Raw genomic sequence first — 13,039 nt, 5'->3', positions numbered from 1 at the left:
TCCCAAAGATCGAATTCATAAATTTGTCATAAATAAGTATAGTTTGAGCAAGAAAAACCAAGCATCGGCATTAAGTGAATCTGGCAGTAAGCCGACTTCAGCGAATGTGAATCCAAACTCAGCGCAAAGGATAAGAGCTTCCCGAAAAAATAAATTTGAAGAAAGAGATTTGCTTCAGCAATTACTGGATGGTAATAAAACTGCCCTGGGCCGTGCAATCACTTTAGTTGAAAGCAATCAATTCTCTCATAGAAAAAAGGCGCAACAGCTTTTGGAAGGTGCACTGCCCTATTCCCAAAAATCAATCAGAATCGGAATTACCGGAGTACCCGGAGTGGGAAAAAGTACGTTTATAGAAAGCTTTGGGTCTTATTTAATTCAGCAGGGAAAAAAAGTTGCGGTGCTGGCGGTAGACCCCAGTAGTAGTGTTTCTCACGGGAGTATTTTAGGCGATAAAACCAGGATGGAAAACCTGGTAAAAGAAGAAAGTGCATTTATCCGTCCATCGGCTTCAGGTTCTTCACTTGGGGGTGTAGCCAAAAAAACCCGCGAAAGTATTATTCTCTGTGAAGCTGCAGGCTTTGATGTGGTGCTTATTGAAACTGTAGGTGTAGGTCAAAGTGAAACCACGGTGCACAGTATGACCGATTTCTTTTTATTGCTGAAACTGGCCGGGGCCGGAGACGAATTGCAAGGTATAAAACGCGGAATTATAGAAATGGCCGATGCCATTGTGATTAATAAGGCCGATGGTGATAATATTAAAGCTGCGAGAGAGGCAAAACTGGAATTTAATCGTGCGCTTCAACTCTATCCTACAAAAGAAAGTGGCTGGAAACCAAAAGTTGCCCTTAGTAGTGCTTTAAAACAAACCGGAATAGATAATGTCTGGGATTTTATTTCTGAATTTGAAAAAATGGTGGAAGCCAATGGACATTTTCAGAAAAACCGAAAAGAGCAGGATAAATTCTGGCTTTTGCAAACCATAAATGAACATCTTAAAAACCGTTTTTATCAGAATGTTATGATGAAAAAGGAATTGGAAGTTCAGCTAAAAGCCATAGAAGATAATAAAATCACCGCATTCGCCGCAGCTGATCTTTTAATTGAAAAGTTTGAAAAACTGAATTAATCTTTCTTAAAGATTTTTTGCTGAGCCCATTCGTGAAGTTTGTAGAAAATAAAACCTATAAGTCCACCAATTAGCATTCCCACAAGTATATCTCCGGGATAATGCACCCCAAGATAAACCCGGCTATAAGCTACTAATAATGCCCAGGCAATCAGCCAGAATATCATTTTAGGAAACACTTTTCTAAATAATAATCCAAGAAAAATAGCCACTCCCATAGAGTTGGAGGCATGTGCTGAAAAGAACCCATAAGAGCCGCAACGAACCGCAACAAATCGGGCATATTCCATGATACCTTCCTGCCGGCAGGGCCTTAAACGTTCAAAAGCATCTTTAAAAACATTTCCCAGTTGATCTGTAGCCGTGATCAATAAGGTGATAAAAACCACGGTTACCAGGCTCGATTTCCAACCGAATTTCTTAAAAATCAGGAATAAAAGTAAGGCGTATAACGGGATTGCCGTCCATTTATCGGTAATAAGTAACCAAAGCCAATCCCAGGACTCATTTCCTAAATTATTAAGCCAAATAAATAATTTGTGATCTAATTCTATTAATTTGTCCATTAATCGTCTTCGTATCGCTCTATTTCCCTATCGTAAAATTCTGAAGCTTCTTTGATAAGGCCTTCTGTTTCATTTTCGAGTTCTTCTTCATCGTGCTGGTCAAATTCCTCCAGCCATTCAACTTCATCATTCTCAAGATTAATTATAAACCGTGGAAATTCGGTATGTACTACGAAAATTGCAGTGGGATAATCGGTATTATCACCGAGAAGAAATTTAGGGAAATCCATAAATTATATTTTTGATTGAACAAGACTTGATTCTTGCAAAATAAGTTTTTTAGTTAAATAGTTAAATCGAATGTACAACATTAATGCCGAAACAGAGAGGCCTGCAAGGAGCCCAAGCCAGATCCCCATACTTCCAAGATTCTCGGCTTTGCCAAAATACCAGGAAACCGGAAAGCCAATAATCCAGTAAGAAATAAAACAAATTACCGTGGGAATTTTTACGTCCTGAAGGCCTCTTAAAGCTCCAAGAATAACCACCTGCAAGCCATCACTAAGCTGAAATAAAGCAGCGACAACTAATAATTGTGCAGCCAATAGAATTACCTCGGCATTATCTATATAAAATGTAGGTAACCAATCTTTAAGCAGAATAAAGCCTAAAGCAAATACTGCTTCAATTAAAAATACCAGCAGAAATGTTGAAAATGCAATTCTACGTAAATCTTTAAAATTAGCAAGACCTTTTTGATTTCCTACCCTAATAGTAGCCGTAACTCCAAGTCCAACGGCGATCATAAAAGTCATTGAAGCGAGATTCAAAGCTATTTGGTTTGCCGCTTGTGGATTGGTCCCCAGCAAACCGGCAAGGAATACGGTAGCGGTAAAAATACCTACTTCAAACAACATTTGTAATGCCGTTGGAAAACCGAGATTCAATAACCTTTTAAATACATCCGAATTCAAAGATTCCTTTTTTCCCCATTTAAAGTATTCGGCAAATTTCTTTTTTCGTCTCAAGATTTCCCAAACAAACCAAAGCATAAAGAAGCGAGATATTAAAGTCCCAACCGCTGCCCCTTCCAGCTCTAACCTTGGAAAGATCCAGATCCCGTAAATGAGCAGGTAATTAAAAATCACGTTCACCACATTAGCGAGTATTGTGGCATACATGGCATATTTTGTTTGTGAAAGTCCGTCAGCGAATTGCTTAAAAGCCTGGAAAATCATTAACGGAATCATTGAAAATGCTACGATATTGAGATATGGAATTGCGAGTTCCACAACTTCCGGCGGCTGATCTAAATAATATAATACCGGTTTCGCTATCAGTAAAATGAGAAACAGAAAAACTCCGTTAATGGTACATAAAATCACCCCATGGTGAAAATAGCTTCGGCCTTTATTTATGTCCTGCACACCATCGGCCTCAGCAATTAAAGGGGTAATGGCAAATGAAAAGCCAATTCCTAATGAAAGCGCTATAAACACCAGGGAATTTCCAAGGGAGACAGCAGCAAGCGGTGCCGGCCCTAATTGGCCAATCATTAAATTATCTACCAGCCCCACTAAAACATGGCCTAACTGACCGAGCATTACGGGAAAGGCAATATTTAAATTTTTACTGAATTCTTGTGTGTAGGCGCTTAGCTGCAAAACATAATTTTAGGCGGCAAAGATAATAGGATTTTGCCGCCCTAAAATTTAAATTGCGATAAAGAATAATTAAATTTTCAGCTTAAAGCTTTTGATCTTTTTCCAGATTAATTCGCTTCATCCCGTACTTATCCACTAAATAAATTAAAGAAGTCATTGTAGCAGCTCCTAGTTCCAGTTCACGCTTGTTTACGTGTTCAAAAGTATCGGTTGCAGCGTGGTGGTGATCAAAATATCTTTGAGAATCTGGTCTCAAGCCGGCAAGAACAATATCTCCCTTTTTTAACGGACCAATATCTGCACCGCTGCCACCTCTTCCAAAATAATGGATTAGGTAAGGTTCAAAAAGTGGTTTCCAGCTTTCAATTTGTGCAAATTGGGCATCATCGGCTTCAAAAGAAAATCCGCGTGGAGTGAAGCCACCGGCATCACTTTCTAAAGCAAAAATGTGATGTTCATTTTTATTCTCGGCAACCTCAGCATATTTATTCCCGCCGCGTAAACCATTTTCCTCGTTCATAAACAAAACCACTCTTATGGTTCTTTTGGGTTTATAACCGGTTTCCTTAAATAATCGCAACACTTCCATAGATTGTACCACCCCGGCACCGTCGTCATGAGAACCATCTCCCAGGTCCCAGGAATCTAAATGCCCGCCAACCACCATAATCTCTTCAGGGAATTCGCTTCCGGTTATTTCGCCAATTACATTGTAAGATTGTACTTCGCCGTGATTTTCGGAACTTAATTTATAATAAAATTCCAGGTCCTTTTTCAACTTTAGCATTCCGGAAAGATATTCGGCATCTTTAGTACTAATCGCCGCAGCAGGAATTCGTTTACTATCTGGTAAATCGCCATAACTCATTGAACCTGTATGCGGATTTTCATCAATTTTATGACTTAAAGAACGCACAATTACGCCGGCAGCACCGTATTTTGCAGCTGCTTCAGCGCCCGAATAACGCTGATCTACACAACCACCGTAAGCTGAGAAAGTTTGAATAAGTTCGGGATTCATCGGGCGATTATAGAAAACAATTTTGCCTTTTATTTCATCTTTATAATTTTCTAAATCTTCAATTCCCTGTACCTCTATTACGTTTGCTTTTAAACCTCCGGTAGTGGTGGCAACGGAGCCTCCAAGTGCCGTTATATTTACTTCGGTAGTCATACCCGGGCCCGTTTGAATATAAGCGTGTTCCCGACCTCCGCGCGTCCATTTTGGAACCATAACCGGTTGTAGCCAAACTTTATTAAGGCCAAGTTCTTCTAATTGGGCTTTGGTATATTCTACAGCTTTTTGCGCATTAAGGGAACCCGATAATCTACCACCAATTTTATTAGAAAGGTGGTCCAACCAATCGTAGGCCTGACCGTGTACCAAAGCGGCGGAATAGATTTCCCTGATTTTAAGGGAATCTTCTTTGGCTTCAGGCGCCTGTGCATTAAGATTTATTGTAAGAAAGAGGCCAAAAATGGCGAAAATGTATTTTTTCATCGGGGAAATAAGATTTAGTTTTTCAAGTCTTAAATGCTAAAATAAATATTCCTTCGGAAGCTTTTATTTTAATTTTTAATAGTTTCTGAAATTTTCAGGAAGAATTTTAAGTTAGCTGTTTGATAACAAAGAATATGCCTTAAAAGTATTTCGATTTGATGAATTTTAATCGCTTTACTTTCAGCCTCAAAAAAGATAAATTTTATATCTTCGCCGCTAAATTATAGCAGTTTGAACAAAGCAGAGAAAGAAGAGATTATTACAAAGGTTACCAGCCTTTTAAAGGAAATCCCATCCTCTATGGATATTGTAAAAAAGGGAGGTAACCGTCACAAACGTTTTGAATATCTCGCCACCCATATGGTAGAGAAGGCGATTGAGAAAGATGCTCTTATTATTTCTGAAAACCGAATGGGAATTGCTATTTTATTTAAAACCAGTAAAAAAGACGATAACTTCCTGAAAGATATCTCAAGCCAAATAGGTTTGGTTTTAAATGTTACCGGAATAAAAAATGCTTATCGCATTGTAAAAAACCAGAATTACATTAAAAAGCAACGCCCGCAGACCGGGGAATATCTCTATTGCTGGTTTTGGGGAATTTTAGCCGAATCACGCGGGGCAGATACGCAGGTGGGTAAAGAAATGAAAGATGAATTTTACCGCCAGGCCACAGAATATCAGATCCCACTTTATGCCGAAACCAGAATGCGTAAAAATGCATTGGTGTATCAACGTTTTGGTTTTGAGTTATTCCACGAATGGCAACACCCAAGCGGGGATACAATGTACTTTTTAAGATATAATCCGCCCCCGAAAAAAATCGATTAATTTTTCTCTAAAACTTACTTCCAAAGAGTTTTACATCTTCTTCAGTAATTTTATCGCCTCCTAAAATAATGAGTCGTTCCACTACGTTGCGAAGCTCACGTATGTTTCCGCGCCAGTCATAATCTTTAAGAGTATTTAAGGCATCTTCGGTAAATTCTTTTTTACCCGAACCGTGTTCCGCAGAAATCTTTTCGCTAAAATAATCTATAAGTAACGGAACATCTTCCCGGCGCTCATTAAGCGATGGTACTTCTATTAAAATTACCGCAAGCCTGTGATAAAGGTCTTCCCGGAATTTCTTGTCTTCTATTTCCTTTTTTAAATCTTTATTTGTTGCCGCAACAACCCGAACATCTACTTTAATATCTTTTCCGCTACCAACACGGGAGATTTTATTCTCCTGAAGTGCACGCAGAACCTTGGCTTGCGCCGAAAGACTCATATCACCAATTTCATCAAGAAAAATAGTACCGCCATTGGCAACTTCAAACTTACCGGCGCGATCTTTATTCGCCGAGGTAAAAGCTCCTTTTACGTGGCCAAAAAGTTCACTTTCTATTAATTCTGAAGGAATAGCGGCGCAATTCACCTCTACCATTGGCCCTTTAGACCGGTCGCTTTTTTGGTGTATCCAGTGCGCTACGAGTTCTTTTCCTGTACCATTTTGACCGGTAATTAGCACTCGAGCATCTGTGGGAGCAACCTTTTCAATTAGCTCTTTAATACGCTGAATTCCTTCTGATTCGCCAACCATTTCAAAATTCTTGCTAACTTTTTTCTTAAGCCGAGTATTCTCTACCACAAGTTCTTTACGGTCTAACGCATTGCGAACTGTATTGAGTAATCGGTTAAGATCTGGTGGTTTGGCGATATAATCAAAGGCGCCTACTTTCATAGTATTTACTGCAGTTTCCAGATCTCCGTGACCGGAAATCATAACCACTGGAATTTCAGGCTTTATTTTCATGATAGCCTCCAGGACTTCTACGCCATCCATTTTTGGCATTTTTATATCACAAAGTACAAGATCAAAATCTTCGTCTTTTATCTTTTCAATTCCTTCCAGGCCATCTACTGCTTCTTCAACTTCATAATTATCATTTTCTTCAGTCAGGATTTTTACTAAAACCCTTCTAATTGCTGCTTCATCTTCTATTAATAAAATACGTGCCATATTATAAAATACTAAATTTTAAGCCACTGCGGGCGTAGAAAGTGTTCTTGTCGTCTATTGTATAGAGGTTTTCCCTCTCATTATCTCTTAATCGAATATCGTTCATAACCGTATAACCGGCATAGGCATAGAATGCTATATGATCTGAAATATTATATTGGTATCCCAAACCGCTTAAAACTATGGTCATAGACATACTCTCTGCAAGCCGGTTTGCGCCAGGATTTGTTTGCGGATAGGGATTAAAATTTTGCTGAATATTAGCAAAAAACCCATCTAAGGTTACAAATCCCTGAACTTCATGTTTGTCGTTGAAATAATATTTCAGGTTGGTTTTTGGTATTCCAAGCCCATAAGACCAATTTTCATCAAAACGCTTATAATAATTTATTACAGGCAATGGAAACGGAAAACCGGTAGTGGTAGAATAACTAAGTCCTAAAATAAGTCGCCAGGGTTCTATATAACGCTCATCTTCCTTGATTTTTATAAAATAAACCGATCCGGTATAAATGAAATCGTCTTTAACCAACTCACTGGTAGCGAAGTTAGAAGCAATTTTCACCCCGGTCTCAGCGCCAAAACGCCATAATTCGTTCATTTTAAAAGTGTAGCCTATTTTTCCTGTAAACGATTGAAACCTGTCCAGGTTATTGGTAGTAAAAGCTTCACTATTTTTATATTTAAAGTTTACGTTTCTATATTCTACTCCAGGAATTAAATAAGCACCTTTTCCATTTAATTTAATGGGTAAATTAACAAAGGTTCTAAATCTACGAAATGAATTATCTGAATCTGACTGCGGAAAATAAGTATATTCTATACGGGCTAAATCTGTAGATTGGGCCGTTGCCGGAAAAGTTACAGCTCCCAGCAAAAGGAAGACTATAATTTTAAAGGTCTTATTCATTTTTAGATAAATTTTGGGTTAGGTTTTGGGTAGGATAAAAATGCACATCCCGCTGTGGAAATGGGATTGTGATGTTATTTTTCCTGAATTCTTCATCTATTTTAAATCTAAGTGCACTTTTAATTTTTGGGTCTACAAAACTATCGGTTACATAAAAATGTAGGGAAAAAACCAAAGATGATTCTCCAAAATCATCAAAGAGTACAAATGGTTCAGGGCTTTTCACAATACTATCATTTTCAAGGGCACATTTCAATAATGTCTCTTTTACTTTTTGCGTATCACTCCCATAGGCCACACCAACCTGAACGCCTTCCCGGGTAGTTGCATGGTTTTGGGTATAATTATAAATTACATCACTAATAAATTTATGATTGGGAATAATCATTACCTTGTCATCCCTTGTTAAAGCTCGGGTTGTTCTCAGTTTAATTTCAAAAACACGACCAACTCTGCCTTCCATTTCAATAACGTCTCCTACCAAAAGTGACTTGTCTAAAATTATAAAAACCCCTCCAATAATATCCTGAAAGAGCTCTTGTAAAGCTAAACCTATACCAACAAAAAGTGCAGCAGAGGCTGTTAAAAGTATGGTAATATTTATCCCTGCAGAGCTTAAAGTAATAAGAATCACCACCAAATACACAAAGTATTTAATAAACTTAAAAACACTTATAAATTTATGTTTGTCTCCCTGCGCTAGTTTACTTGTGATAAAAGATCTAATTAATCTTAGAACAATACTGGTAACAACAAATGCAGAAATCACCAGTAAAATTAAACCCACAGTAATTTTTACCGTATTCTCCCCGGTTTCTATTGGGATTAAAACGAAATTCCAAATATCTACAATTGCTCCCCAGATATCCTGCTGAACAACATCTTTAATTGCTTCTGTGGTTTCTGAGTTTTCCTGTTCCTGCATTCTCTAATATTTGAGCCATTTGAATAGTTCTTTGTAACTGGCTTTTTTACCATACATAAGAATTCCTACCCTATAAATTTTAGCCGCTATCCAAATTACTATAAAATTGGTAATTATTAAAAGCGCTACCGAAATTGCCAGTTCCCACCATGGCACTCCAAAAGGAATACGCATTAACATAACTATTGGGGAAGTAAGCGGTACCATGGAAAAAATAGTAGATACGGTCCCATGCGGATTTTCTATTACCGAAAAGAAACCTACATAAATACCTAACATTAAAGGTAGAATTACTGGAAACATAAATTGCTGGGTATCGGTTTCACTATCTACAGCAGCACCAATTGCAGCGTAAATAGAACTGTAAAGAAAATAACCACCAATAAAATAAATAAGGAAAAATATAATTAATTTAAGAATTGGTAAATTAAGCACATCCATTACCAGCTGCGCTATTTCGGGTTGTGCAATTTGCTCAACCGTCTCTAATTGTGATTTCTGAACAGTAAAAATATCAATGCCTAACACGTAAAAGGAGGTCATTGCTAAAACTCCCGCCAGTACTACCCAAATTGTAAATTGTGTAATTCCCGCTAAAGAGGTGCCTAAAACCTTTCCCATCATAAGCTGAATTGGTTTTACCGAAGAAACAATAATCTCAATAATCCGGTTCGTTTTTTCTTCGATTACACTGCGCATTACCATATTGCCATAAATGATAATAAACATCATCAATAAATAGCCCGCTGCACCTCCAAAAAACATCTTTATATAGTTAGACATTTTGGAAGTGCGTTCTCCAGAGAAATTCTGGATTTCAATCCTTACCTCGGTTTTGGCTTCGTTTAACTGGTTTACATCAATACCGCGTTCAATAAGTTCTTCGCGAGTAAGTCTGTCGGCAATAGTTTTTTCTATAGCCTGAATAGTCCCCAAACCGGGAGATTCTTTTCCAAAAAACTGCACGCCTTCCAGGTCATTATTAATATTTTCAGGAATGTAAATGAGCCCGTAATAATCCTGTTCATTTACCATTTGTTTTGCTTCCTCAAAGGTTTTCCCTGAAAGGTCTAAATATTGAACCTGTTCCTGGTCTTTAAATTCTGAAGCAAACATTTCAGTTTCATCAAATAAACCTATAATGCGTTGCTCGCTGCTATTCAGCATACTTAAATAAGCGATTAGCGCAAACATTCCTACCAAAATTAGCGGACTTAAAAAAGTCATTATAATGAAGGTTTTATTCCTTACCCGCGCCAAATATTCCCGCTGAATTATAAGCTTTAAATTACGCATGTTGAGTTACGGTTTTTATAAAAATATCGTTTACTGATGGAATAACTTCTACAAAATGATTTATCCTGGCCTTGCCAAGAAGATAATCTAAAAGTTGGTTGGGTGTCTCTCCTTCTTTAAGCTGAATAGTTAATTTTAGATCATCATTAATACTTTTAAAATTAGTATTACCAATCACAAATTTCTCTTTTAACTCTGCTAAAAGTGCGGTATCATTTTCACTTTCCAGACCTACTTCATAGGTGTTGGATTTATATTCCCGCTTTATTTCTGAAACTTTTCCGTCTAATAATTTATTCGATAAGTGAATCAAAGCCATATAATCACATAATTCCTCTACACTTTCCATTCGGTGGGTAGAAAAAAGTATAGTCGCACCTTCTTCTTTCAGCTGAAGTATTTCGTTCTTAATTAAACCGGCGTTTACGGGATCAAATCCACTGAAAGGTTCGTCAAAAATCAACAATTTAGGCCTGTGTAAAACAGTTATAATAAACTGAACTTTTTGTGCCATTCCTTTAGAAAGCTCCTGGATCTTTTTGTCCCACCAGCCTTCAATTTGCAACTTTTTGAACCAGTATTCCAGGCGTTCTTTAGCTTCAGCCTTAGAAAGTCCTTTTAATCGAGCGAGGTAAAGTGCCTGCTCCCCAACTTTCATAGATTTGTAAAGTCCGCGTTCTTCCGGTAAATACCCAATATGGGCAATATCGTTGGGATGCAAAGGTTTTCCATCTAAATAAACCCGGCCCTTATCAGGCATGGTAATTTGGTTAATAATACGTAGTAAAGTAGTTTTCCCTGCGCCGTTTGGACCTAAAAGTCCAAAAATGCTACCACGCGGGATGGCGATTGAGACATTATTTAGTGCAGTAAAATTGCCAAATTGTTTGTAGATATTTTCTGCTACTAAAAGATTTTCCATATAAAAGTGCTGGTAAAAAAAATAAAATACCCTGGAACAACCCCAAGGTATTGTTTAGAACTATAGAACATTTAAGACTCTAAATCCAAATGTTACTCTATCTAAGCTGATGAGTAAATATATTGAAATCACTCGAGAGATGTTTTCGATTAAGAAGAAATTATAATTTCCGGACTTCTCTAAAAAACAAAACCCACCCTTAATAAATTAAGGATGGGAAAAAAATTGCTATGAAAAAGAAAAATTATCACTAAAAGACTTAGTGATAATCAAATATATAAATTTTTTCTTAAAACCGGGGTTCTAAGAAAACATATCTTTAACTTTTTCAAAGAATGACTTATCGCTTTTCTCCGGATTCGGCTGGAAGTTCTCATCTTCAGCCATTCTTTCAAAGAAATCGCGTTGTTCGTTATTTAGATTTTTAGGGGTCCAAACATTTACGTGAACCAGTAAATCTCCTTTTCCGTAACCGTTAAGATTGCCTATTCCTTTTCCTCTAAGTCTAAGGATTTTTCCAGATTGTACTCCTTCTTCAACCTTTATTCTAACTTTTCCGGTTACGGTGTCTATTTCTCTTGAAGAACCTAAAACAGCTTCAGATAAACTTATATACAAATCGTAATGAAGGTTATCTCCTTCTCGTTGAAGACTGTGGTGTTCCTTTTCTTCAATAGCTACCAGTAAATCTCCCGGAACTCCATTTCCTGGAGCATCGTTTCCTTTACCGGCAACCTTTAACTGCATTCCATCTTCAACTCCCGAAGGAATTTTAATAGAAACAGTTTCTTCTTTTTGTACCAATCCGTGCGCATCTGCCTCCGGTGGTTTTTGATCTATAATCTGTCCAGAACCACTACACGCAGTACAGGGAGATGCCGTTTGCATTCTACCTAATATAGTGTTGGTTACCCGAGTTACCTGCCCGGTTCCTTTACAGGTAGTACAGGTTTTATAGGTAGTACCAGGAGCCTGGACTTTTCTTTTTACCTTAATCTTTTTCTCGGCACCATTGGCAATTTCTTCTAAAGTAAGACTCACCCTAATTCTAAGGTTGCTCCCTTTAGCACGTCTTTGGCCACCACCAAAACCGCCGCCAAAACCAGAGAAGCCTCCGCCTCCGCTGAAGCCACCTCCAAAGATATCTCCAAACTGGCTGAATATATCGTCCATATCCATTCCGCCGAAGCCTCCGCCTCCGCCGCCACCTTCAAATGCCTGGTGGCCAAACCTGTCGTAACGGGCTCGTTTATCTTCATTGCTAAGTACTTCGTAAGCTTCAGCCGATTTTTTAAACTTTTCTTCAGCCTCAGCATCTCCCGGATTCTTATCTGGGTGATACTTAATGGCCATTTTTCGGTATGCTTTCTTTATCTCGGCGGTTGAAGCACCTTTACTTATGCCTAATATGTCGTAATAATCTTCTTTCATGGTCTCGTTTTGCGAATTCTAAAAAAGCTTTTATTTGCCAGTTACTACTTTAGGAAATCGAATAATTCGCTCCCCTAACTTGTATCCACGCTCTACTACATCAACTATCTTGCCTTTAAGCTTATCTTTAGGTGCAGGTATTTGAGTTATAGCCTCATGGATTTCGGAATCAAAGTCATCTCCTTCTTTCACATCCATTGGTTCAAGACCTTTACTGGTAAGTGTTTCTTTAAATTTATTGTGGATAAGCTCAACCCCGTGTACTAAATTTTTATCTCCGGATTTTCGAATTTCTTTTAAAGCCCTGTCAAAATCGTCCAAAACTGGCAACATAGCTGCCATTACTTCCTGGTTGGCAGTCTTAAATAGCTCTAAACGCTCTTTTGAGGTTCTTCTTTTATAATTTTCAAACTCCGCAAAAAGACGCAGGAATTTATCTTTTTCCTTCTGAAGGTCTTCTTTTAGCTTTTCTTCTTCAGTAAATTCGGGAGAATCTTCATTGCTATCTTCATTTTCTCTTTCACCTTCTACCTCGTCTATAGCTTCATCTATAGCATCTTCAATTTGATCTTTAACAGGTTGGTCCTGTTGCTCTTCTCTTATATCTTTTTTCTTGTTGCTCATTTTTATGTATTTTAATACAGCCTCAACGGGTCAAAATCATTGCCAATTATGATTCAATGTCAAAATGTCATTAAGCAATATTTGATCAAATTATTTAGTAAATATTTAGCATTAGGGTATAGG

13 protein-coding genes are annotated in these 13,039 nt (G+C 37.7%); 2 read left to right on the top strand and 11 right to left on the bottom strand.

Annotated elements, in window-relative coordinates:
• Window positions 1-43: 43 nt before the first annotated feature.
• A complete protein-coding gene (gene meaB / locus B5X53_RS03370) occupies window positions 44-1,132 on the top strand; it encodes a methylmalonyl Co-A mutase-associated GTPase MeaB (RefSeq protein WP_079711838.1) in 1,089 nt (362 codons plus the stop codon).
• Here the strand turns inward: meaB and B5X53_RS03365 are convergent.
• From B5X53_RS03365 to B5X53_RS03350, 4 genes are all read right to left on the bottom strand, one after another.
• Window positions 1,129-1,698, bottom strand: coding sequence for a phosphatase PAP2 family protein (locus B5X53_RS03365; RefSeq protein ID WP_079711837.1), 570 nt, complete (start codon window positions 1,696-1,698; stop codon window positions 1,129-1,131). The genes meaB and B5X53_RS03365 overlap by 4 nt on opposite strands.
• Entirely contained in the window at window positions 1,698-1,928 is a 231-nt protein-coding gene (locus B5X53_RS03360; RefSeq protein ID WP_079711836.1) for a hypothetical protein, read from the bottom strand. The genes B5X53_RS03365 and B5X53_RS03360 overlap by 1 nt, the downstream gene beginning before the upstream one ends.
• 3 nt (window positions 1,929-1,931) lie before the next feature.
• Window positions 1,932-3,302: an MATE family efflux transporter gene (locus B5X53_RS03355; RefSeq protein ID WP_079711835.1), complete on the bottom strand. Its 1,371-nt coding sequence runs from the start codon at window positions 3,300-3,302 to the stop codon at window positions 1,932-1,934.
• A gap of 82 nt (window positions 3,303-3,384) precedes the next feature.
• Window positions 3,385-4,803 carry a M20/M25/M40 family metallo-hydrolase gene (locus B5X53_RS03350; RefSeq protein WP_079711833.1) on the bottom strand — a complete coding sequence of 473 codons (1,419 nt, stop codon included), beginning with the start codon at window positions 4,801-4,803 and terminating at the stop codon, window positions 3,385-3,387.
• 300 nt (window positions 4,804-5,103) lie between these two features.
• On the opposite strand from B5X53_RS03350, the gene B5X53_RS03345 reads away from it, so the two are divergent.
• Entirely contained in the window at window positions 5,104-5,634 is a 531-nt protein-coding gene (locus B5X53_RS03345) for a hypothetical protein (RefSeq protein ID WP_394341612.1), read from the top strand.
• Window positions 5,635-5,641: 7 nt separating this feature from the next.
• On the opposite strand, the gene B5X53_RS03340 is transcribed toward B5X53_RS03345, so the two are convergent.
• The 7 genes from B5X53_RS03340 to B5X53_RS03310 form a co-directional block, all read right to left on the bottom strand.
• Window positions 5,642-6,808 (bottom strand): sigma-54-dependent transcriptional regulator, encoded by a 1,167-nt coding sequence (locus B5X53_RS03340; protein WP_079711831.1) that lies wholly within the window; start codon window positions 6,806-6,808, stop codon window positions 5,642-5,644.
• Between the two features lies 1 nt (window position 6,809).
• Window positions 6,810-7,718 carry a DUF6268 family outer membrane beta-barrel protein gene (locus tag B5X53_RS03335; RefSeq protein ID WP_079711830.1) on the bottom strand — a complete coding sequence of 303 codons (909 nt, stop codon included), beginning with the start codon at window positions 7,716-7,718 and terminating at the stop codon, window positions 6,810-6,812.
• Window positions 7,711-8,643 carry a mechanosensitive ion channel family protein gene (locus B5X53_RS03330; protein ID WP_079711829.1) on the bottom strand — a complete coding sequence of 311 codons (933 nt, stop codon included), beginning with the start codon at window positions 8,641-8,643 and terminating at the stop codon, window positions 7,711-7,713. The genes B5X53_RS03335 and B5X53_RS03330 overlap by 8 nt, the downstream gene beginning before the upstream one ends.
• 3 nt (window positions 8,644-8,646) lie before the next feature.
• Window positions 8,647-9,939 (bottom strand): ABC transporter permease, encoded by a 1,293-nt coding sequence (locus tag B5X53_RS03325; protein WP_079711827.1) that lies wholly within the window; start codon window positions 9,937-9,939, stop codon window positions 8,647-8,649.
• Entirely contained in the window at window positions 9,932-10,861 is a 930-nt protein-coding gene (locus B5X53_RS03320) for an ABC transporter ATP-binding protein (RefSeq protein WP_079711826.1), read from the bottom strand. Before B5X53_RS03320 ends, B5X53_RS03325 begins: the two co-directional genes overlap by 8 nt.
• A 303-nt stretch (window positions 10,862-11,164) precedes the next feature.
• Window positions 11,165-12,292 carry a molecular chaperone DnaJ gene (gene dnaJ / locus B5X53_RS03315; protein ID WP_079711825.1) on the bottom strand — a complete coding sequence of 376 codons (1,128 nt, stop codon included), beginning with the start codon at window positions 12,290-12,292 and terminating at the stop codon, window positions 11,165-11,167.
• 30 nt (window positions 12,293-12,322) lie between these two features.
• Window positions 12,323-12,916 (bottom strand): nucleotide exchange factor GrpE, encoded by a 594-nt coding sequence (locus tag B5X53_RS03310; protein WP_079711824.1) that lies wholly within the window; start codon window positions 12,914-12,916, stop codon window positions 12,323-12,325.
• Window positions 12,917-13,039 lie beyond the last annotated feature (123 nt).

It is taken from the genome of Salegentibacter salinarum (assembly GCF_900168115.1).
In the GTDB taxonomy this organism is placed as follows: Bacteria; Bacteroidota; Bacteroidia; order Flavobacteriales; family Flavobacteriaceae; genus Salegentibacter; species Salegentibacter salinarum.
The sequence above is the reverse complement of the archived record's forward strand: the minus strand, read 5'-3'. Positions and strand labels throughout refer to the sequence as shown.